Origin of the sequence: Marivirga salinae (assembly GCF_030503855.1) — a bacterium.
In the GTDB taxonomy this organism is placed as follows: domain Bacteria; phylum Bacteroidota; class Bacteroidia; order Cytophagales; family Cyclobacteriaceae; genus Marivirga; species Marivirga salinarum.
Genome location: NZ_CP129971.1, coordinates 1,359,449 through 1,383,342, shown reverse-complemented (window position 1 = coordinate 1,383,342; position 23,894 = coordinate 1,359,449). Strand labels below are relative to the sequence as shown.

Genomic DNA, 23,894 nt, shown 5'->3' with positions numbered 1-23,894 from the left:
AAAACCTTGAGGATTCTGTTTATATTAGACCCAAATTACAAATTAAAGGTTGGAATGAAACATTATTTTTATTTTATCATCGTATTTTTACCAATTTTATTTTTAGCAAGTGCTTGTGTGCCAGTTCAAAACACACAATCAAATAGCACTAGAACCTACTATCCTGATTTAGAATTTATAAATAAAAGTTATAAGGAAAGTATCAAGACTGTTCAACTAGTGCAATTGAATGGAGACAAAATGATTTCCACGGATAACCCTGTGATAGAATTAGGTGAAAACGACAGATTACTACTTACCTTTGATGACATCTCGGAAGAACAAAAACAATTTCAAGCAAAAATTTTCCATTGCGATAAGGATTGGAAGCAAAAAAGTAATTTACAGTCGATGGATTACCTTGAAGAATATAATCAATTTCCAATCAGAGATTACGAGTTTTCTTTCGACACGAAAATGGGGTATATTCATTATGAATTTCAACTACCAAAAGTAAGTCTTTCAGGGAATTACCTATTGGTTGTATATCAAAATAATAATGAAGCTAATATTATTCTAAGTGAAAGATTTATGGTGTATGAAAATAAGTCAAGCATTGATTTTAAAATTATTCCATCCAATGTGGTTACTAATAGAAGAACTCATCAGGAAATAGAATTTGAAATAATGTTGAACCGAATTAATATTTTGAATACAGCCACGGACATTTACCCTGTAGTTAGGCAAAACAAGAGTTGGTTATTTGCAAAAGAGGCACCCGATCCATTAAGGATTTTAGATGGCAATAAAAGATTGGTTTACAAATTTTATAATGGTGAATTGAATTTCCCAGGTAATAATGAATTTCGCTTTATTGATTTAACCACAGTTAATTTTAAAGGGAATAATGTTGCAAACATTAATAAAGATACTAAACCCATTACAGTAACAGCAAGACCGGACGCAGTTCGCTCTTCAGAAGCATACCGAGAATGGGAAGACCGCAACGGTGCATTTGTTATCGGGAATATAGAAAGACAAAACACTCCTTTAGTCTCTGATTATCTTTTAACTAACTTTGAGTTGAATGCTCCACAAGAATTGGGGGAAGTTTACCTAGTCGGAGAGTTTAATAATTGGCAATTAAGTAATCCCAACAGAATGAAATACAATGTTAATACAGGTAATTATCAAAGCAGCTTCTTAATGAAGCAAGGATATTATGAATACACGTATTATGTGAAAGGGGAAGAAGTTAACCCAGTAGATGGAAGCTATAATGACACAGAAAATACTTATGATATCTTAGTTTACTATAGGAATCCTCAACTCCGTTATGATAAATTAATTGGTTATACTCAATTTAATTCTCGAGCTGCCCAGTAAAATATGGAACTGTTTGACTGCCAGGTGTCACTTCTGCTAAATCCAACATGCCAAATCCTTTGTCGTTAAACAACCCCAATCCACACTCAAATAAATATTGATGGAGCTCAGGAGATCCCTTTAAAGTAAACGGAAAAGTATAACCCCTAACTTCGTAAGGCACATCTTGATCGAATATAGGATATACTCTGGAATATTTTTTACCCCTATCTTCTAATTTTTTTAAATATTGTTTGTCAGGATAGAATTCAAAACCTCCAAAATCATTTAATTGATTCTTTTCTAGTAAAGCAGATCTTAAATGATCCACAAATTCATTTGATCCAGGAATAATAAACTTTTTACCCTCATCACTGGAAAATTCCGGAGTTAGCAGTATTAGAGGTGAAATACATATATATCTAGTCTCCTCTTTGAATTCAATTTCATTTTCTAATTCAACGGTATGGGGAATTATGGTTAATCCATTTAATTTAATTTCAGGAAGACTGAATAAAACTTCAATTATGCTATCGATAAAATCTTTATTGGAGCAAGAAAAAACAACCGTTATTTTTGAGCTATAGAAATGCAATCCAGTTTTACTAACTGTGGTTTGCCCTTTTAAACCAGAAAAATTGTAGTGCTTGAAATCCCTATATTCTTCTTTACCACACTTTTTGATTAGTCCTTTAAAAAATCTAAACAAATAGTATTGGTGATGAAATGGAACCGTTGCCCCTTTCTCCTTATTTTTAAAAATTAGTCTTACTCTCACGATTCATTATTTTGTTATAAGACCAATCGTGATATAAAATTGTTTATAAAATTCTAAGAAAATTTACACATTAAATCGAAAATGCATGATATCACCATCCTTGACCACATATTCCTTGCCCTCAATTGAAATTTTTCCAGCTTCTTTACAAGCTTGTTCCGTTTTATATTTTTGGTAATCATCCAATTTAATTACTTCAGCTTTGATAAAGCCTTTTTCAAAATCGGTATGGATAACACCAGCAGCTTGTGGTGCTTTCCAGCCTTTTTTAATTGTCCAGGCACGAACTTCTTGTTTACCAGCTGTGAAGTAGGTGATTAGATCCAAAATAGAATAGGAGGCTCGAATCAATTTATTTAATCCTGATTCTGTTAACCCATATTCTTCCAAGAACATGGCCTTCTCATCAAGATCATCAAATTCAGCTATTTGAGATTCAATTGCCGCACTGACTACTATTACTTCAGCCTCCTCATCTTTTACATATTCTTTAAACTTTTCAACCCATTCATTTCCAGATACCGCTGCAGATTCTTCCACATTCGTAACATAAATTACTGGTTTATCAGTTAAAAGCATTAAATCACGGACAGGCTCTTTCTCTTCTTTTGATAATTTTAGCGTCCTGGCATTTTTACCATCTTCTAATACATCTTTATATTGAGTTAGGATTGCCATTTCTCTTTTAGCATTGGCATCTCCTGATCTAGCAATTTTTTCCGTCTTCTGAATTTTCTTTTCTACTGAGTCCAGATCTTTCAATTGCAATTCAGTATCAATAATATCTTTATCCGCTACTGGATTTACCCTTCCAGAAACATGTGTAATATTATCATCTTCAAAACATCTTACAACATGAACAATGGCATCAACCTCACGGATGTTGCCAAGAAATTTATTCCCTAAGCCTTCGCCTTTACTTGCTCCTTCTACCAAACCTGCTATATCCACAAATTCAATGATAGTCGGCACTACCTTATTAGGATTGACTAGTTCTTCTAAAATATTCAACCGTTCATCTGGAACGCTGATAACGCCCACATTTGGATCAATTGTACAAAAAGGAAAATTTGCCGCTTCAGCTTTCGCATTCGAAAGTGCGTTAAACAAAGTTGACTTTCCAACATTTGGTAAACCAACAATACCACACTGTAACCCCATGAAAATAAATTATTTAATTCTGAAAAATCTTATATTGCTTGTATCCTTGATAAAGTTCAATCAGCACTACTCTTATAACGGTATAAACCGGAATAGCTGCTATCATTCCTATCACCCCTGCCAAGGATGCGCCTGCAAAGATAATAACAAAAATCTCTAATGGATGGGCTTTTACACTTTTTGAAAAAATAAGTGGTTGCAATACAATATTATCGGTGATCTGAACTACTGCAAAAACCGACACAATCTTTACCACTAAGAGGAAAAGTTCATTACTAAGTTCGAAAATCCCACCAGTAGTAACCCCTACTATAATCCCAAAAGTTGCCCCTAAAATTGGCCCTGCATAAGGTATAAGATTAGCAACTGCTGCAAATACCGCAATAGTCACAGCATATTTGATCCCGAAAATACTTAGCCCAACAGACGCAATTGTAAATATTGAAATCATTTGAAATAATAGTCCTAATAAATAATTGGAAAGGAGCTTTTCGATTTTATAAATAGCCCCAATAGATACCTCAAAGTATTTATTGGGAATTAATTGGATAAATTTTCTTCTAGCTAAGCCTTTTTCATAAAGTAAAAAGAAAGTAATAAAAAGAACTGCCAAAATAGCAACGAAAATACTACCTGTAATGGAAATAAAATTATTTAATACGTAACTAAAATCTACTGTTTGAGCAAAGTTCGTAAAACTCTCCTTTAATCGGTCAATCAGAAATCCTTGCTCTCCAATATTAGGAATAGAATTAATTAAAAATACTTCAATTGATTGAATTGGGGTTGTAATTCTATTATAGAGATTATCATAATTGAGTTTACTCAGAATTTGGATTTGCTCTGAAACCAAAGGAATAAACAGCCCCACAAAAAGGACGATAAATCCTATAAAGACGGTAAATGATATTATAATAGTAAAGACCTTTGGCAGTTTGTATCCATAAAAATATAAGCTATTTAAATAACCTACTAAAGGACGTAGGATAGTTGAAATTATCAGGGAAATGATGATATATATTAATATATCAGAAAAGAGAAGGCTGACTAAATAAAGTAATATCGCGCCTCCAAATAAATATAAAATGGGTTTGAGTCGGTTCACGGCTCAAAGATAATAGATAAAAAGGGAAATGAAAGGCAATATATATCATCCATTTACTATTTCCAATTAAAATTTCCCCTGACTCTATACCTTACTTTTAAAGCGATAATGAAAGCGTTACTTTCCATAATTACGTCATTTAATAATCAAAATAGTTATACAGATCTGAATTAATTTAATTCAAAAGGCATAAAAAAAGCTTGTACAAAAGTACAAGCTTTTTGAAAAATTAAACTCTGATTATTGTAATGTGTAAGTAGTAACACCTCTTTCATTATATGCTGTCGCAGTCCAGTAAATTGTAACTGTGTTGGAAGATGGATCATAGTTACTAACTGGCTGCACTGGATCTTGAATGATTGCTCCACCGAACTGGTCGCTTACCGTACCCCATGTAACCTCATTATTTGTGCTATTAATAGTGATTAAAGCATTTATAGCTGACGTTCCATAAAGATTAGCATATCCATCACTCCAAAGTCCTCCAGTAATATCTACAACTGGATAAATTCCTTCTTGTGTACAATCAGCTAACCCTAATGCTTCATCATAATTATAGGTCAATGGACCAAGGTCAGAGACAAGAACATCACCTTCAACATCATAGAGACCAGCAAGATTTCCACAATCGTTATCTGCGATTTCGATATAGAACTGTCTACGTATTGACCCACGACCTCCATCTAAGGTAACACCGGAATTCTCCTCACCGGTAGCACCTGTTAAAGTGACAGTAAGATCTTTGTCGCCATCCTGGATAAAGTTCTCGGCAAAAGAAATAATGAATGAAACCTGGTCTGTTACAAATTCATTCGGCTTAGCGGGTAAGAATGGTACCCGGATCACCGCTCCGTCTGCATCAGCTGAAACAAGGAAGTCACCATCTGGCGTCTCAATGATGAAGTCGGTGCCATAAACGGCAGAACCTTCAAAAGTAAGAGAGGCCAATAAATTCTGGTTAGCAGAAATTGGCGCCTGAATGGTCAATGACTGTGTCATTTCGCCCTCGGTCAAACTAACTGAATCAGGCGTATTGGCACCTAACTGTACAAACAAATTAGTCGTTTCTAGTCCCTCTATAGGATTATCATAGTCCTCCTCACAGGAGGCAAAAACAACTAGGGCAAATATTAAATATATCAGTTTTTTCATATCTTATAAATTATTCTTGTCTTTCAAAAAATACTGGAACATCTCTAAGTTTCGACACCTCAGGTGCATTGCTGTTTGCTCCTAGTGGTGACTGAGGAAGTGGGATTCTGCTAATTACAGTAGTAATTGGACCTCCCACGGCCGGAGTCAATGCAGGACGTTTGGTTCTTCTCCAGTGCGACCATGCTTCAACACCGTTTCCAAATAGTGCTTTATAAAGCTCTGTCTGGATGAATGAAGTAGCATCTCCTTTAGAGGCAAGTGTATTTGCCGCAATGTAAGCATCCTTGTCGGCATCGGATATCTCCTGTGCAGTACCATCGAATATATTCATATGAGCGATAACACCATTGGCAAAAGCAGTCTGCGCATCGCCAGAAACAAGACCTCGCTGGTAGGCTTCTGCCACCAATAACCAATATTCAGAGGCAGCAAACCACACATCAGGTGCATCCTGTCGAATGTAGAATGGAGATACGAAACCTCTTTCTGCTGCATCCGGAAGTGGTGCTGAACCATTCACTGCACCTGTAAATGCATAGCCATCTGGTTGTGAATAGAAAGGCACAAAGAAGGAGTTCAACCTCGGGTCATTGTCGTCCGTCAGCAAGGTAACCATACGGTTTGATGCCAAACGCCATGCCTGATGAACCCTGTTGCTTGCACTTGGTAGAAATGAATTAAACTGGGTAAAATTATCAAAGGTAGCGTAATCAAAATTCTGATTAGGTCTGTTATTGAAATATCTGAAAACCGCATCTTCCGATCCATCAAGGGCATCGATGAAATTCACTCCTGACCCTAAAAGGGCACTGATTTCAGCATCTCTGTTTTCTACATAAGAAAGACGCATAAGGGCTCTCAACTTCAAGCTATTCCCAAAAGCCTCCCACTTATTCATGTCTCCTCCGTAAATATGATCGAAGGCCACGATGGTGAATGGTTCAACCTGCTGGTCAAGGTCAATCTGATCCAGTGCCTCATTTATTAAGTCAATGATGCCTTGGTATATCTCTGCTCCTTCGTCAAACATCGGATTAGGGAATTCAGGGTTATTCACCTGAAAGAAAGGCATCTCTCCCCATCTGTCAACCCCATGTATCCATGCGAAAGCCTGTAAAAGCTTTAACTGGGCAGACACGTTGAAGTTACCTCGCTCTTCAGCCAGGGTAATTCCCAGATTAGGATCTTTGATGATATCCTGATAGAAAGAAAACTCCCAGAAGTTGTTGTTACCGATTTCGCTGAAACCATAGGTATCAGGGGCAGTAAGTACAACAATTGGTTTATGGTGCTGAATATATGCCGCTCCGTCAGGGCTCAGGGTATTCAACCTGTTCTGGGAAAGGGCAATTGATGCGTTCATCAACAAAGTACCTGGAGGAACTTCTGTTGAGGCAGTAGGATCGGTGTTAACATCAAGAAAATCATCTTCGCAGGATGTTAATGTCACTAATCCGATCAAAAATATAAATATGTATTTTTTCATGATTATCTGTATTTTAATTAAAATGTCAACTTAACATTTACACCTAAAGATCGAGTTGTTGGCAAGTTGAATGCCTCTATACCTTGCGCATTACCTGAGCCATAGAAACTAACCTCTGGGTCGATATGTGGTATCTTAGAGTACAGCAATGCCAAGTTACGACCTTCGATACCAAACGATAAGCTGTTTATCGGTAAATTACCCATCCACGAGCTTGGTAGCGTATAGGATGCGCTCACCTCTCTTAACTTCACGTAAGTAGCATCGAACACACCATCGGCATCCACTCCATTTTGCTGGGCCCAGAATTGTTGCGCAGTAATTGGAATGTCGTTAGGTCGTGTGGAGGTGGCATTCCCGTCTTCATCTTCTTCCAGAAGGATCACGCCATTATCGATATAGGCTAAATCCCTTCCGACAGCTGTTTCTGCAACTGATCCGCTTCCTCGCAAGCTTTGAACAGTCTGCGAATGAATTTGTCCGCCTTGTCTCCAGTCGATCAGGGCACTGATTGCAATTCCCTTGAAGTTGATTTCATTTTGAAAACCTAATCTGAAGTCTGGCACGATATTTCCAATCTTTTGACCATCCTGATCCAGACGAAGGCCGTTGTCAGGGTTGATCAAAAGATTACCTTCATCATCTCTTCTCCAATCTGAACCAAATATAGTACCTACAGACTCTCCAATGTAAGCACGTAAGCTGGGGTCAGTCCTTGTGCCTGGCACTGAAACGAACTCGAAGTCATCTGTCAATGACAATAAAGTGTTCACGTTTCTAGCGAAGTTAACTGTGGAAGTCCATGTGAAATCTCCTGCTTCGATTGGCGTACCGCTCATTTTGATCTCTACTCCTCTGTTTTCAATCGCTCCAGCATTCAAGAAAAAGGCAGAAAAACCAGTAGATGGCGCCACGTCCACGCTGATGATCTGGTCATCGGTGGTTTGGTTATAGTAGGTTGCATCAACAATCAACCTGCTGAGGAAGAAATGAAATTCTCCACCAATTTCATAGGAAGTAGAAATTTCAGGTCGTAATTCTCTGTTAGGTAACACGCTGGTACCGGCAAAGCCAGGAATTCCGTTGAACGGATAAGTATTGTCTACACCAAACAATTGGAATATACTTGTTTGAGGAAAGAACCTGAATTGCAATTGGAACTCGTCTGTTGCGCCACCCACCTGAGACCAGTTGGCTCTTACTTTGATGAAGTTGGCTATATCAGAACCAAAATCAAAGGCATCAGTCAAAACTGCACTGGCACTTACTCCAGGGAAGAAGTAGCTTTTGTTATCCTTCGGCAAGGTAGAGTTCCAGTCATTACGGCCTGTGATGTTTAAGAACAAGTAGTTGTCCCATGAGAAGCCTGCATCAAAAAACGCACCTACCAACCTTCTTCTAGAAGGTACCCTGTAATTGATTTCTGTAGAAACCGCATTTTGAACCACAAATAAGTTGGGATCCACCAGCTCCTGGCCTCTGTTAAATAAGGTCTCTACTGAGATATCATTGACGTTGTGGCCTAAAATCATATTCAGGTTAAATTTTTCGGTAATGTCTCTATTGATGGTTAACAATAAATCTGAGTTGGTCTGGGATTCAAAAATTCTATCCTCCCATAATGCTCCATCTGCGTTCCCGTTTGATCCTACTCGGTAGATTTGCTTTCTTCTATCGAATATCACATCTGTTCCCAATCTCCAAGATATGTTTATCCAGTCTGTTGGCCTGAATCCTACCAAACCGTAACCGAAAAGCCTGTCTACCTGCTGGGTAAATATGTTCTCATTTAAAGAGAAGTAAGGGTTCTGATTTACTCCTAAAAAGGGAACAGGGGTTCCGTCTTCGTTCAAATAATCCTCCGGATCGCTATACGACTCCAAATCAATATTTCGTGGGATCGTAGTAACAATAGATGATACTGCATTCGGGTTATTGAAACCTGTCTCAGGACGACCATTATTATCTGATCGCTGGTAGGTCGCATTAAAGCTGGAGTAGAAATTATTGTTAAAGTCTCTGCTGCCATTCAGGTTGAATGAGTATCGCTCCAATGCTGTATTAGGTACTATACCTTCCTGGTCAAATTTCGTAATACCAAAACGGTAAGTAGAACTTTCATCTCCTCCAGCAAGTGAAACTGAATTGATATTGGTTCTTCCAGTTCTGTAGAAGTTTTCTACGTTATCAGGAACGGCTGTATAGTTTCTCGATGAGCTATCAGGGGCAATGAAAGTTCGACCATCCATCTCTGGACCCCAGTTTGACAATGAGGCACTGTCCAACTTGTTTTGCGAACCCTGACCATATATATTTTGATAGTTAGGAAGACGGAAAGGGCTATCAAATCTCACTGAACTATTGACTGTCACTGACATTTTGGTGTTCTTTGATCCTTTCTTGGTGGTGATAACAATTACACCGTTACGCGCTCGCTGACCGTATAGGGCAGAAGCAGCTCCTCCTTTCAGTACTGTCATGGATTCTATATCATCAGGATTTATGTTACCGGCACGGTTACCGTAATCTACACCTGAAAATCTATCCACTGAAGCAATGTTGGTATTTTGGATAGGTACACCATCTACTACATACAAAGGCTGATTGTCCTGACCTATGGAACTTACACCCCTGATTACCACACGGGACGATCCTCCCACTGTACCTGAAGAAGCATTCACGTCCACTCCGGCTACCTTTCCTGCCAAAGCATTGGCGATGTTACCCTCTCTAGCCTTCAATACTTCCTCCGAATCAACAGTCTGTACTGCGTACCCCGTGGATCTGGCCTCTCTTTCAATACCGGATGCCGTGACGATTACTTCATTTAACTGCTGTACATCTGTCACCAATTGAACATCAATTATAGACCTAGCGCCTACTGAAACTTCCTGTTTTGACATTCCAATAAACGTAAAAACCAATGTACCACCTTCGGATGGCACGGAAATTTTATAATTTCCATCAAGGTCAGTATTGACCCCAGTACCGGTACCTTTTAATAAAACATTCACACCCGGTAAGCCTTCTCCAGTTTCGGAGTCAGTAACTTTACCGCTTACGGTGCGATCCTGCGCCCATGCATATAGCACGAACACCAACATCATACATGTTAGTAGAATCTTCTTCATACTTATTTTAGTTTAGGTTAACAATAATTAAAGGTTAAAAGTACATAATATCAAATCAAAATTCCTAACAAAATATAAATTTTTCTTGAAAATTATTTACCAAATATTAACTATACTTTTCCTTTTAAACAAGTCTATTATAGGCAATAAAGCCAATAAAACAATAGATTTGAAATAAACTTCTTTTTCAAGAAATTGTTTAAATATTAATATTCTAATATAATATTAAAAAGAAAAACCTTCTACAAAACTCTAAATATTACAGTCTTTTTGAATTCTCCTGACGGTAATTTTCTAGCTCCATAGCCTACTATATTAATTTTTTCCTTATCAACACCGTTTTTTTGTATTATTTTATCATAAACAGCACTTGCTCTTTTTCTTGATAACTCTTTATTATATTCTTTGGAGCCCACTTCATCAGTGTATCCACCAATCTCAATAGCTACCTCTGGATTTTGAATCAGAAAGTCAGCAATCTTATTTATTTCGTTTTTCGACCTCTCAGATAACTCATAACTATCAAATTCAAAATAAATATTATTTAATTCTACAGTAGCTCCTTTCTCTATTGGTTTTAAAGCAAAATTTAATTCCGTTCTTCTTTCATTTACTTCTAATTTCTTAGATTGAAATAAATATCCGGATGCCTCTACGTAAAAAGCATAATCTGATGGCCTAGGTATGATCACCTTATACCTGCCATCTAGCGAATTGCTATAGGTTTCTTGAACAAGGCTATCTAATTCCAAATCATAGATCTGAATCTTAGCTTTGAGCTTAGCACTATCTACCTCATTTATGACATTCCCGAAAACCAAATTAATTTCTCCACCTTTTTCCTTATCATTAAAAAATATTTTAGATGGAGGGTATTTGGCATCTGACTGCAACTCTCTCGACCAATATTTTTCTCCACTAAATTTCTGGTGATAGGAAAGTTCATTGCTAAAAGTATTGATGGGTAAGCCGATATTTTCAATTTCCCCTTTATTGATAGGCCATTTCGTTTTATAGATATCAAATCCTCCCATCCCCACTCTACCATTCGAGCTAAAATATAATTCATCATTAGATAAGGTTAGAAAAGGAGATATCTCATCAGCAAAAGTATTTACTTCCGCTCCTAAATTGACAGCTTCCATCCATTCATCGCCCTCCTTTCTGGAATAATAAAGATCTCTTTTACCAAATCCACCTTTCCTATTGGAGCTAAATATCAAAAACCTTCCATCTGAAGAAAGGAAAGGCTGTGATTCCCAAGCATTTGAATTAACACTAACACCTAAATTCTCTGGTTTCTGCCATTCATCTCCTTCGTAATAGGAAATATATAAATCGCAACTCCCAAACCCATCGCGTTTGTTGCAGCTTGTAAAAACCATTACTCTGCCATCTGCTGAAATTGCAGCTGCGCCCTCATTTTCTTTAGTGTTGATTACTGGAACTTCTTCCACATTCTCAAACTGATTACCTGATAATTTAGCTCTATAAATACCTTCAGCCAAACTACCGGTTCTTTGTCCTGTGAAATACAAAAATTCAGATGGGTAGAGAGTGAAAAATGGAAAATAAATACTGCGAAAGATCTTATCTGATTCTATAGATTTAATTTCTTCATTATTGGTTGGTACCTTTTCTAACTCTTCTAAAGCAAAATCAATAGATTGAGTAATTATATCAGTCATTTTAAGGTAGTCCTCTTTAAAACCTTTCCGCTGATAAATTTCAAGTGGCTTTTTTGCTAGGGCATAATTACCACGATCGAATGACTCTTTCCCTAAAATGAAATAGTAATCATTATATTTGGCAGGCCATTTTTCTTCTAATGAAAAAGCTTTTTCCAATGAAGTAACCACTTTATTCAAGTCATTAATACCATAAAACAAGGTGGCTTTTTCTAAATAAAGGTGATGGTTTTCAGGTTCAAGAGCAATGGCATCATCCATGTATTGAACAGCCGCATCCCAATCTCTTTGGTAAAGAGCTTCCTTAGATTTTTCGACTAGTCTTTCTGTTCTCCATTTATAATCCTGACTGAATAAAGTCAGGCTAAAAAACATAATTATTATAGAGAGGAATATTATTTTGAAATTCATATCCCAATTTAGTTGATACGGGAGAATTTCAAAAGGAATTGGAGGATTAAGCTATAAACCTTCTAAAGCGCGAGCTAAGAAGCTCGCGTAACTTGTGAAGTAGATATAGCAGAGTGTTCTAAGCTTTCCTAAATGCATTTGTGGAGACTCAAATGCAAGCAAATCTTCAATAATTTCAAGTATTATGGGATTTGTAAATATTTATGAGTCTGTAAAGAAATACTCCATTTTGGATTTTCTTTTACATAATCCACAATCAGAGGCATCATTTCTTCACGCTTACTCCATTCGGGTTGAATCAATAGCTTGCAATCAGAGCTAACTTTTTCGGCATGTTCCTCCGCCCATTTAAAATCTGATTTATTGAAGATAATGATTTTTAATTCATCTGCTCTTTCATACCAATGGTCTAAGGGAGCTTTAAATTTCTTTGGTGATAGACAAATCCAATCTACCATTCCACTAAAAGGGTGGGCTCCTGAAGTTTCTACATTTACATGAAAGCCTTTTTGCAATAAACGCTTGGTCAGCCCGTGCATATCATACATAAAAGGCTCACCTCCAGTAATAACCGCTAAACGAGATTCATATTGATAGGCCTCATCTACGATATCATCTATATTCTTAAGTGGCCATTTATCGGCATCCCAAGAATCTTTCACATCACACCAAACACAACCCACATCACATCCGCCTAAACGAATAAAATATGCTGCTTTTCCACTGTGAAAACCTTCTCCTTGAATAGTATAAAAAGCCTCCATTATCGGAAGCTCAACGCTTGGATCAAACGAGTTCTTTTCCATAAATTTCTTTTTGAGCTGCTAACCATGTATTCATTAATAAGCCAGCTCTAGTCATAGGCCCAACTCCACCAGGAACTGGAGTAATATGTGTAGCTTTTTTGGAAACCTCATCGAAAAGAACATCTCCTTTTAAAGAAAATCCAAATTTTTTACTTGAATCAGAAACTCTAGTTGTCCCTACATCTATCACTACCACATTATTTTTCACCATATCGGCTGTAATTAAACCTGGTTTTCCAACCGCCACAATCAAAATATCCGCTTGCTTGGTGTATTTTGCTAAATCTACTGTGAAGCGATGTGTCAAAGTAACTGTTGCATCTCCCGGATAATTGGCACTACCCATTAAAATGGAAACGGGTGATCCCACGATATGACTTCTTCCAACTACCACACAATGTTTACCCTTTGTTTGAATATCATAGCGTTTGATTAATTCCATTACCCCAAAAGGAGTTGCTGGAACATAAGCCGGCAAATTGGAAGCCATTCTTCCGTAGTTCACCGGATGGAAACCATCTACATCTTTCTCTGGCTTGATGGCATTCAACACTTTATTAACATCAATATGTTTAGGCAATGGCAACTGAACGATGAATCCATCTACTCTATCATCATTATTCAGTTTATCTACCTCTTGCAAAAGTTCGGCTTCTGAAATGGTATCATCAAAAAGCAATTTTGATGATTCAAAACCAATTTCCTGGCAATCTTTAACTTTAGCCTCCACATAGGTTTGGCTTGCACCATCTGTCCCTACTAAAATTGCAGAAAGATGTGGGACTTTGCCCCCTTCTTTCTTTAATTCTTCAACTTTTGCTTTTAATTCTTCTTTTATTTGAGAAGATATTTTCTTCCCATCTAATAAAATAGGCATGATTTTATGCTTATATGATGTTTAACTACTATATGTGGATCAGTCTAATTTAAGAACTGCCATAAATGCTTCCTGTGGAATTTCAACATTCCCTACTTGACGCATTCTTTTCTTTCCTTTTTTCTGCTTTTCTAAAAGCTTTCTCTTACGGGAAATATCTCCACCGTAACATTTAGCCAATACGTTTTTACGTAAAGCCTTCACAGATTCTCTAGCAATCACCTTAGTTCCAATTGCTGCCTGAATTGCGATCTCAAATTGTTGTCTAGGTATTAATTCTTTTAATTTTTCACACAATTTCTTACCCCATTCATAAGCTTTCTCTCTGTGAACGATAGCTGAAAGCGCATCTACTTTATCTCCGTTTAAAAGAATATCAAGCTTTACTAAATTACTACTATGATATCCTACCAATTCATAATCTAAGGAAGCATAACCTTTTGAAATTGTTTTCAATTTATCGAAGAAATCAAATACTATTTCCGCTAAAGGCAGATGGAAAGTCAATTCAACTCGACTTTGCGTTAAGTAAACCTGATTTTTAATCTCTCCTCTTTTATCCATACAAAGAGAAATCACAGGCCCCACAAAATCTTCTTTTGTGATAATTTGCGCTCTTATATATGGCTCTTCCAAATGGTCGATTTCTCCTAAATCAGGTAATTCTGATGGAGCACTTACTTTCACCATTTCACCACCTTTCTTATACGCATGAAACTGCACAGAAGGAACAGTGGTAATCACGGTCATATCAAATTCACGCTCCAATCTTTCCTGCACGATTTCCATATGCAACATTCCTAAGAACCCGCATCTGAAACCAAAACCAAGTGCTGCAGAAGTTTCAGGTTCCCAAACTAATGAAGCATCATTTAACTGAAGTTTCTCCATTGAAGCTCTCAATTCTTCAAAATCAGAGGTTTCAACAGGGTAAATACCTGCATAAACCATTGGTTTTACATTTTCAAAACCTTGAACTGCTGTTCCCGGATTGTCAACTTGGGTAATGGTATCCCCCACTTTTACTTCTTTAGCTACTTTAATCCCACTGATTAAATAGCCTACGTTTCCTGTACTAATGGTATTTCTTGGCTGTTGGGTTAGTTTTAAAATCCCAATCTCATCTGCCTCATAAGTTTTACCAGTATTGATAAATTTAATCTTATCCCCTTTATTAATTTCCCCATTGAAAACCCTAAAGTAGACTTCAATTCCTCTGTAAGGATTGAAAACAGAATCAAAAACCATCGCTTGTAAAGGTGCCTTTGGATCTCCCTTGGGAGCAGGAATTCTATGAGCAACAGCCTCTAAAATTTCAGTTATTCCAATTCCTTCTTTAGCACTTGCATGAAGAATATCTTCTCTGTTACAACCAATTAGTTCAATAATTTGGTCAGAGACTTCCTCTACCATGGCACCTGGTAAATCAATTTTATTAAGCACTGGTATGATTTCCAAATCATGCTCTATGGCTAAATATAAATTGGAAATAGTTTGTGCCTGAATTCCTTGAGCGGCATCTACAATCAGTAAAGCTCCCTCACAAGCTGCAATGGAACGAGAAACCTCATAGGAAAAATCCACATGACCTGGAGTGTCAATAAGGTTATAGATATATTCCTCTCCATTGAGTTTATAATCCATTTGGATTGCATGCGATTTGATAGTGATGCCTCGCTCACGCTCTAAATCCATGTTGTCCAACAACTGCTCCATTTTCTCTCGATCATTCACTGTCTGGGTTGAATCCAACAGCCTGTCTGCCAAGGTACTTTTACCATGGTCAATATGTGCAATAATGCAAAAATTTCTAATATTCTTCATCTATATAACTTTGCTCGATTATTCTGATTAGGTAGAAAAATCATTAACCTCTTTAGTTGATCTCAACATTAAGTGCATTAGATAAGTTGAAGACCATTCATCTTGATAATCGAAGTGCAAAAGTACGCAATAAGGCTGAGATATAATAATAAGGTTATTCTAATTTATTGAGAATTAGATGAGAAGTGAATTAGTTCAGATGGTTATGTATTTCCATCATGATTTTAAGGTAAGGTCGTTCCTACGGAACTTACTCATTCTATTATTTTTTGAGGTTACCATAAGGCCGTTCCGATGGAACTCAGGAAAGGCTGTTCATTTATTTCTATGACAATTAATCCTACATAATAATCCTTAAATTCTTCAATCGGGTCATCAAAATTATCTTTTATATGGATTCTCCCTTTTAATAATCTAAAAGCTCTTCTTCTTTTCTTCCTTTATTTCTTTGTTCTGATTTAAGTTGTTCTATCAAATCTAAAACTTTCTTTTTACCTGTTTCCGACAAGCTTAAGAAAGCTGAGGTTATTGAAGTTTCCATAATAAGGAATCATTAATAATTTCAATTATTATATAAAAGCCATTAGAATCAAAAAGGGTTCCTAATAATTTTCTTAATTTTGGGCTTATGGGAATACGTGCAGTACTAAGTAAACCTTTGGCGGCTATTGTAGTCAACCAACAAAAAAAATGGGCGGCTCAACCAGCTCTGTCTCAAGTTAAGATTTTCAAGAACATCATCTTTAAAGCAAAAAACACTGCTTTTGGGAAAGACCATGGATTTGAAAATATTCAAACCTATGAAGATTTTCAAAAGCAAGTGCCCATTCGGGATTACGAGGCGCTAAAACCTTATGTAGATAAAATTTTGCAAGGAGAAAGTGATGTGCTTTGGCCAGGAAAACCTGCTTATTTTGCCAAAACTAGTGGTACCACTTCGGGAACAAAATACATCCCCATCACAAAAGATTCGATTCCCAACCATATTAATAGTGCCAAAAATGCCCTTTTAAGCTATATTCACGAAACAGGTAAATCTCAATTTCTGGATGGAAAACTGATTTTCTTATCAGGAGCTCCAACTTTAGAGCAAAAGGCAGGGATTAATACAGGTCGTTTATCAGGGATTGTCAATCATCATGTTCCAAATTATTTGAGAACTAATCAACTTCCGTCTTTTGAAACCAATTGCATTGAAGAATGGGAAGAAAAGTTAGAACGGATAATTGATGAAACAATAGATCAGGACATGAGTCTGATTTCAGGCATTCCACCTTGGGTGCAAATGTATTTTGATAGAATTCAAGCAAGAGTCAATAAACCTATCAAAGACATCTTTCCAAATTTTGAGATGTTTGTTTATGGTGGTGTGAATTTTGAGCCTTACAAAAACAAGCTCTTCGAAAGCATTGGAAAAAAAGTAGATTCAATCGAAACCTACCCCGCTTCGGAGGGTTTTATCGCCTATCAAGATTCTCAGAAAGAAGATGGATTGTTGCTTTTATTAAACAGTGGAATATTTTTTGAGTTTATACCTGCTGAAGAATATTTTGATGAAAATCCAACCAGATTGATGATTGATCAAGTGGAAATGGATAAAAATTATGCTTTGATCATCAACAGCAATGCAGGATTATGGGGCTATTCAATTGGAGATACCGTGAAATTTGTTTCCATGAATCCATACAGAGTGGTAGTTTCTGGAAGGATAAAGCATTTTATTTCTGCTTTTGGGGAGCATGTGATTGGAGAAGAAGTGGAAAATGCAATGAAAGCAACCTGTGAGAAATTTGAAAATGTGAAAATCACAGAATTTACAGTTGCGCCTCAAGTAACTCCAAAGGATGGACTACCTCACCACGAATGGTTTGTGGAATTTGACAATCCACCGATTGACTTGGAAGCATTTTCTCAAGAATTGGATATTAATTTAAGAAAAAGAAATAGTTACTATGATGACCTAATTACGGGCAACATATTGAGAACTTTAAAAATTAGAACACTCAAAAAAGCCTCTTTCATAAATTATATGAGGTCAGAAGGAAAGTTGGGAGGACAAAACAAAGTACCTCGCCTTTCAAACGACAGAAAAATAGCGGAAGCTATGGAGAAATATACACATTAAAATTTAATTATATTAATTGACTTATGTCTAATAAAAAATCGATAGCCATCTTAGGCTCTACAGGTTCCATTGGAACTCAAGCTTTAGAGGTTATCAAATCACACCCTGATAATTTTCAAGTTGAAGTATTGACAGCACAAAGCAATGTAGATTTGCTCATACAACAATCCATTGAATTTAGACCTAATGCAGTAGTAATTGGAAATGAAGTTTTATATGACAAAGCTTTCAATGTATTAGACCCTCTCGGCATAAAAGTATATTCAGGAGAGAAATCTTTAGCCAGTGTGGTGCAAATGGACACCATAGATGTTGTTTTGACTGCATTAGTTGGTTATGCTGGTTTAGTACCCACTATTAAAGCCATAGAGGCAGGTAAACATATCGCTTTGGCCAATAAAGAAACTTTAGTAGTTGCAGGAGAATTAGTTACCTCATTGGCCCAAGAAAAGGGAGTGAATATTTACCCCGTTGATTCTGAACATTCGGCTATTTTTCAGTGCCTGGTGGGAGAATTCCACAATCCAATTGAAAAAATAATTCTAACTGCTTCAGGCGGTCCTTTCAGAGGTAGAAACAGAAAATTTTTAGAATCAGTTAAAAAAGAACAAGCCTTAAAACATCCCAACTGGGATATGGGTGCCAAAATCACCATTGATTCTGCCAGTTTAATGAATAAAGGTTTGGAAGTGATTGAAGCCAAATGGTTATTCAATCTTAGGGAGGACCAGGTTGATGTAGTGGTGCATCCACAATCCATCATCCACAGTATGGTGCAGTTTGAAGACAGCTCGATTAAAGCGCAAATGGGGCTTCCTGATATGCGGGTGCCGATTATGTATGCTTTAAGCTATCCTGACCGTTTGAAGGCTGATTTTCCTCGCTTTAATTTTATGGATTATCCGCAGCTCACATTTGAACAACCCGATAGCGATACCTTCCGTAATTTAGCCTTAGCATTCCACGCGCTTGGTAGAGCAGGAAATGCAGCTTGTATTTTGAATGCAGCAAACGAAGTAGTAGTTTCGGCTTTTCTTGAAGATAAAATTTCCTTTTTAGGAATGTCAGAAGTGATTGGAAATTGCCTTGATAAAGTACATTTTATTAAAACCCCTAGTTTGGAAGATTATATTTCAACTGATAAAGAAACTAGAATTAAAGCTTTAGAGTTAATAAATTAATGGAAACAGTTATTATGATCGCCCAATTAATATTGGGCTTATCTATTTTGGTAGGATTGCACGAGTTTGGCCACCTTTTGGCAGCCAAAGCTTTTGGTATGAGAGTGGAACAATTTTCAATTGGCTTCCCTCCTAAAATTTTTAGTTTCAAATACGGTGAAACAGAATACGCATTAAGCGCCATTCCTTTGGGTGGTTTTGTGAAGATTTCAGGGATGATTGATGAATCTTTGGATACTAAAAACATGGACAAGGAGCCTGAGCCTTATGAATTCAGGGCAAAACCAGCTTGGCAAAGATTGATTGTGATGATGGGCGGTATTATCGTGAACGTTATCACAGGTATCATCATTTTTATATTTCTTCAATATGGCTATGGCGAAACTTACGAATCTAAAGATAACATAGCAGAAAACGGGATTTATGCCTATGAGCCAGCCAAAGAAATTGGCTTACAAACTGGAGACATTATTCTGAATGTAAATGGAAAAGATTACGAAAAAGTAAGCGACATAACAAGCTCAGATGTATTGTTGGAATCTGACAGCTATTATACTGTTTTAAGAGATGGTAAAGAGGTAGTGATTCCTATTCCAAATGATATGATTGAAAGAATCTCTGAGGACAATCAAAGAGTTGCCTTTATTCAACCTTTATATGAATTTGAGGTTGATAATATTCAACCGCAAAGCAATGCAGATATGGCAGGTTTAATGCCTGGTGATAAAATAATTGCGGTAAATGGGGATGAAGTAAAATATTTCCAATTCTTTAAAGAGAAATTGGATAGTAATAAAGGCGAAGAAATACGCTTGACAGTAAAAAGAAATGAAAAGATTGAAAATCTTCAAGCTAAAGTAGGAGATGACGGACTTTTAGGTTTCATGCCTAAAATGAAAGTTGAATTGGAACATGAAGAATTCACTTTTGCAGAATCAATCCCAACAGGAACAGCTAAAGCTTTCAATGTAATCTGGTTAAACATTAAAGGATTTGGTAAGATTTTTAGAGGAGAGGTTTCGGCTTCTGAATCATTATCTGGACCAATTGGAATCGCTCAAATTTTTGGAGGCGAATGGGTATGGCAAAAATTCTGGGGAATTACAGGACTACTTTCCATGGTATTGGCTTTTATGAACTTCTTACCAATTCCTGCACTGGATGGTGGACATGTTGTGTTCTTAAGTTATGAGATTATCTCAGGTAGAAAACCATCTGATAAATTCCTTGAAAATGCGCAGAAAGTGGGTATGGTCTTATTATTAAGTTTAATGGCATTTGCCATATTCAATGACATCTGGAAAGTGATTTTCTAAAAAATGAAATCGATATTAATAATTCTTCTTTGAAATTAATTTTAAGCAAAGAAGAATTATTAATCAAAGATTCCATGTGACCTTTAAGTAAAATACATTAATCACATGAAACCAACTAAAGTCTTAACTTATATCGTAATAGCAGCAGTCATTTTGATTGCTGTTTTTAGTTTGTTCAATACTGGAGATAGCCCAGAAGTGGAAACCAACTACATTGAGGAAATAAAAACTTTCCGCCATGAAAAAGATAGTTTCATGCGTACAAATGAAAAATCACCTTTTGTTGAACAAAGTGTAGATTTCAAAGGCTTAAATTATTTCGATATAGATGAAAGTTTTAAAGTAAAAGCCTCGGTTGAAGCACTTGAAGATGGTAAAGTTTATGACTTGAGGACTAGTGATGATAAAGTAAAAACTTATCAGGCAGTCGCTATTTTACATTTTGATATTGTCGGATCTCATCAAGACTTAACTTTATTGCAATCTGCAGTTGATGGACATTTTTTCCTTTCTTTTTATGATGAAACCTCTGCTATTACAACTTATGGAGCTGGAAGATATTTAGAAGTCGATTATAAAAAAGGGCAACAACAAGTCGTTTTGGATTTCAATAAAGCCTATAATCCTTATTGCGCCTATACTGATGGCTATAGCTGTCCTGTACCTCCACCAGAGAATAATATTTCTATTCCGATTAATGCTGGAGAAAAGAATTATGAATAAGCTAGGATATACAGTATTACAATAACACCCCTATAATCCCCTCAAGGGGATAGCCTCACGGATTTTATTTAGCAGTAGACCATAATTTTCATCACTATTTTTATTTGAGGTTTCCCAAAAAGAAAAATAGTAGGCTAATCAGAATCAAATTAAAAAACAAAAGTACATCTGAGCGTACTCCCCCCTTGAGGGGGGCTTAGGGGGGTGTTCCATAGATTGGGACTGTAAATAAAAAAGGAAAAATTACGAATAAGCGTAATTAATCATTCTCCTTATCAATCATTTCTTTAATTTTGTTTTTGGAAAATAATATGGACTCCTCTAGAATCCATATTTATTAATAGAGAAGTATAAAAATACAGAAATGAAGATCGCTTTAAACTGGTTAAAGAACTATATAAATATTACGCAATCTCCTGAGGAACTTTCAGAAACCTTGACCAACACAGGATTGGAAGTAGAAGGAATGGCAGAAATTGAAACCGTTCCAGGCGGATTGAAAGGTTTGGTGATAGGTGAAGTCAAAACCTGCGAAAAACACCCGAATGCAGATAAATTAAAAATCACTACTGTTGATATTGGTGAGGAAGAGCCTGTGCAAATTGTTTGTGGCGCGCCAAATGTTGCTGCAGGACAGAAAGTGGTGGTAGCAACGGTGAATTCCACTCTTTACCCTAATCCTGAAGAGCCTTTCAAAATTAAGAAGTCCAAAATCCGTGGTGAGGTCAGTATGGGAATGATTTGTGCTGAGGACGAAATCGGAATGGGCGCTAGTCATGATGGCATTATGGTTTTGGATACTGATAAACCTAATGGAACACCTGCAGCAGAATATTTCAATATTGAATCCGACATTGTTTATGAAATCGGCTTAACGCCAAATCGTGCCGATGCTATGGGACATATCGGTGCAGCTCGAGACATAAAAGCTGTTACGGGTGAAGAAGTAAGATTTCCATCAATTCTAGATTTCAAGGTGGATAATCAAGATCTACCTATAAAAGTTGAAGTTGAAAACAAAGAAGCTTGTCCTCGCTATAGCGGCTTGAGCATTGCAGGAATTAAAGTAGCTCCAAGCCCGGATTGGTTGCAAAATGCTTTGAAAAGCATTGGTTTACAGCCTATTAATAATGTGGTGGATGTGACCAATTTCGTAATGCACGAATTAGGTCAGCCTTTGCATGCTTTCAATGCTGATAAAATTTCAGGCAATACGGTTAAAGTCAAAAATTTAGCTGAAGGAAGTAAATTCATCACTTTAGATGAAAAAGAAAGAAAACTGTCGGCTAAAGATTTAATGATTTGCGATGGTGATTCAAATCCACTTTGCATAGCTGGAGTATTTGGCGGAATTGATTCTGGAGTTAAAGAGGATACCACAAAAGTATTTTTGGAATCTGCTTATTTCTCAGCTGATAGCGTAAGAAAAACTTCACAGCACCATCAACTAAAAACGGATGCCTCTTTTCGATATGAAAGAGGAACAGACCCAAATATTACGGTTTATGCCCTCAAAAGAGCTGCATTACTGATTCAGGAAATAGCGGGTGGAAAAATTAGCAGTGAAATTCAAGATGAATACCCTGTTGCTATTCCAGACCGAGAGGTAATGATGAAATACAAAAACATCGACCGCTTGATAGGGAAAAAATTGGAGCATAATGAAATTCATACTATTCTCAACCGATTGGACATTGAAACTACTGACAAAACAGAAACAGGTTTCAAAGCGATTGTTCCGCCTTATCGAGTAGATGTCACCAGAGAAGCTGATGTAATTGAAGAAATCATTCGTATTTATGGTTTTAACAACATCGATTTACCAGAAACGCTTTCTAGCAGTTATATGGCAAGTTTTCCTGAAGTTGACCCGGTGAAAATGAGAAAAGAGGCTGGTTTGCTCTTAACTGCCAATGGTTTTCAGGAAATCATGACCAATTCTTTGACCAAATCAATCTTTAGTGAGCAATTGGATGGTTTTAATTCGGAAGAAAATGTAGAAATCCTGAATAAACTGAGCGAAGATTTGGGTGTGATGCGTCAGGATTTGATGTTTACAGCTTTAGATGTTTTGGCATATAACATTAATCGGAGACAAACCGACATAAAATTCTATGAATTCGGAAAAGTTTACAAAAAAATAAATTCCAAATATAAGGAGGAAATGCGCCTTGGGATTTACCTGACGGGGAAAACCGAAGCTGAAAATTGGATTCGAAAAAATGAATCTGTAAAATTTCATGATCTCTATTCGGCAGTTCTAAAAATTTTCAATAAATTTAATGCGGAAAGTATTGAAAATGAAGAATTTCATGATGATTGCTTCGACTATGGCTTGAAGTTAAAAATCAAGCAAAAAGTAGTTGCTGAATTGGGTAAATTAAGTAAAAAAGCCCTGAAATTGAGCGGATTGAAGCAAGATGTTTTCTATGCAAACATCAATTGGGAAGCGCTATTGAAAATGGTCAATGTCAACATCCAATTTGAGCCGGTGAGTAAATTCCCTGAAGTAAAAAGGGATTTATCATTAGTGATAGATGACAATGTTTCATATGATGAAATTAAAAAGATAAGCTTGAAACAAGCACAATACTTAATCAGTAAAATAGATGTTTTTGATGTTTATCAAGGTGACAAAATAGAGAAAGGAAAAAAAGCTTATGCTTTATCCTTCACCTTGCAGGACAAAACAAAGACATTGACAGATAAGATTATAGATAAAACAATGGACAAACTGATGAAGGCTTTCGAAAATGAAATTGGGGCAATAATCAGAAAATAAA

General features: G+C 36.5%; 17 protein-coding genes. 6 read left to right on the top strand and 11 right to left on the bottom strand.

Features of this window, described 5'->3' with window-relative positions; genetic code table 11:
- The first annotated feature begins 54 nt into the window (after positions 1–54).
- Entirely contained in the window at positions 55–1,365 is a 1,311-nt protein-coding gene (locus QYS49_RS05920) for a type IX secretion system plug protein (RefSeq protein WP_308350793.1), read from the top strand.
- Here the strand turns inward: QYS49_RS05920 and cas6 are convergent.
- From cas6 to QYS49_RS05865, 11 genes are all read right to left on the bottom strand, one after another.
- Positions 1,343–2,122 carry a CRISPR-associated endoribonuclease Cas6 gene (gene cas6, locus QYS49_RS05915; RefSeq protein WP_308350792.1) on the bottom strand — a complete coding sequence of 260 codons (780 nt, stop codon included), beginning with the start codon at positions 2,120–2,122 and terminating at the stop codon, positions 1,343–1,345. The two genes, QYS49_RS05920 and cas6, sit on opposite strands and share 23 nt — an antisense overlap.
- Positions 2,123–2,185: 63 nt before the next feature.
- A complete protein-coding gene (gene ychF, locus QYS49_RS05910; protein WP_308350791.1) occupies positions 2,186–3,283 on the bottom strand; it encodes a redox-regulated ATPase YchF in 1,098 nt (365 codons plus the stop codon).
- Between the two features lie 13 nt (positions 3,284–3,296).
- Positions 3,297–4,388 (bottom strand): AI-2E family transporter, encoded by a 1,092-nt coding sequence (locus QYS49_RS05905; RefSeq protein ID WP_308350790.1) that lies wholly within the window; start codon positions 4,386–4,388, stop codon positions 3,297–3,299.
- A gap of 240 nt (positions 4,389–4,628) precedes the next feature.
- Entirely contained in the window at positions 4,629–5,540 is a 912-nt protein-coding gene (locus tag QYS49_RS05900) for a hypothetical protein (RefSeq protein WP_308350789.1), read from the bottom strand.
- Positions 5,541–5,550: 10 nt separating this feature from the next.
- A complete protein-coding gene (locus tag QYS49_RS05895; protein WP_308350788.1) occupies positions 5,551–7,029 on the bottom strand; it encodes a SusD/RagB family nutrient-binding outer membrane lipoprotein in 1,479 nt (492 codons plus the stop codon).
- A gap of 17 nt (positions 7,030–7,046) precedes the next feature.
- Positions 7,047–10,160 (bottom strand): SusC/RagA family TonB-linked outer membrane protein, encoded by a 3,114-nt coding sequence (locus tag QYS49_RS05890; protein WP_308350787.1) that lies wholly within the window; start codon positions 10,158–10,160, stop codon positions 7,047–7,049.
- 242 nt (positions 10,161–10,402) lie between these two features.
- The gene (locus QYS49_RS05885; protein WP_308350786.1) at positions 10,403–12,259 is read right to left on the bottom strand and encodes an OmpA family protein; all 1,857 of its coding nucleotides are present in this window, start codon (positions 12,257–12,259) and stop codon (positions 10,403–10,405) included.
- A gap of 182 nt (positions 12,260–12,441) precedes the next feature.
- A complete protein-coding gene (locus QYS49_RS05880) occupies positions 12,442–13,065 on the bottom strand; it encodes a 7-carboxy-7-deazaguanine synthase QueE (protein ID WP_308350785.1) in 624 nt (207 codons plus the stop codon).
- A complete protein-coding gene (locus tag QYS49_RS05875) occupies positions 13,046–13,942 on the bottom strand; it encodes a bifunctional 5,10-methylenetetrahydrofolate dehydrogenase/5,10-methenyltetrahydrofolate cyclohydrolase (RefSeq protein ID WP_308350784.1) in 897 nt (298 codons plus the stop codon). The genes QYS49_RS05880 and QYS49_RS05875 overlap by 20 nt, the downstream gene beginning before the upstream one ends.
- A gap of 39 nt (positions 13,943–13,981) precedes the next feature.
- A complete protein-coding gene (gene lepA, locus QYS49_RS05870; RefSeq protein WP_308350783.1) occupies positions 13,982–15,766 on the bottom strand; it encodes a translation elongation factor 4 in 1,785 nt (594 codons plus the stop codon).
- A gap of 406 nt (positions 15,767–16,172) precedes the next feature.
- Positions 16,173–16,307, bottom strand: a complete 135-nt coding sequence (locus QYS49_RS05865) for a hypothetical protein (RefSeq protein ID WP_308350782.1) — start codon at positions 16,305–16,307, stop codon at positions 16,173–16,175.
- Positions 16,308–16,394: 87 nt separating this feature from the next.
- On the opposite strand from QYS49_RS05865, the gene QYS49_RS05860 reads away from it, so the two are divergent.
- From QYS49_RS05860 to pheT, 5 genes are all read left to right on the top strand, one after another.
- A complete protein-coding gene (locus QYS49_RS05860; protein ID WP_308350781.1) occupies positions 16,395–17,891 on the top strand; it encodes a GH3 auxin-responsive promoter family protein in 1,497 nt (498 codons plus the stop codon).
- A 23-nt stretch (positions 17,892–17,914) separates the two neighbouring features.
- The gene (locus tag QYS49_RS05855; protein WP_308350780.1) at positions 17,915–19,072 is read left to right on the top strand and encodes a 1-deoxy-D-xylulose-5-phosphate reductoisomerase; all 1,158 of its coding nucleotides are present in this window, start codon (positions 17,915–17,917) and stop codon (positions 19,070–19,072) included.
- Positions 19,072–20,388 carry an RIP metalloprotease RseP gene (rseP, locus tag QYS49_RS05850; RefSeq protein ID WP_308350779.1) on the top strand — a complete coding sequence of 439 codons (1,317 nt, stop codon included), beginning with the start codon at positions 19,072–19,074 and terminating at the stop codon, positions 20,386–20,388. Before QYS49_RS05855 ends, rseP begins: the two co-directional genes overlap by 1 nt.
- Positions 20,389–20,493: 105 nt before the next feature.
- Positions 20,494–21,111, top strand: coding sequence for a DUF1684 domain-containing protein (locus QYS49_RS05845; RefSeq protein WP_308350778.1), 618 nt, complete (start codon positions 20,494–20,496; stop codon positions 21,109–21,111).
- Positions 21,112–21,475: 364 nt separating this feature from the next.
- Positions 21,476–23,893, top strand: a complete 2,418-nt coding sequence (pheT, locus tag QYS49_RS05840; protein ID WP_308350777.1) for a phenylalanine--tRNA ligase subunit beta — start codon at positions 21,476–21,478, stop codon at positions 23,891–23,893.
- The last annotated feature ends 1 nt before the right edge of the window (position 23,894 follow it).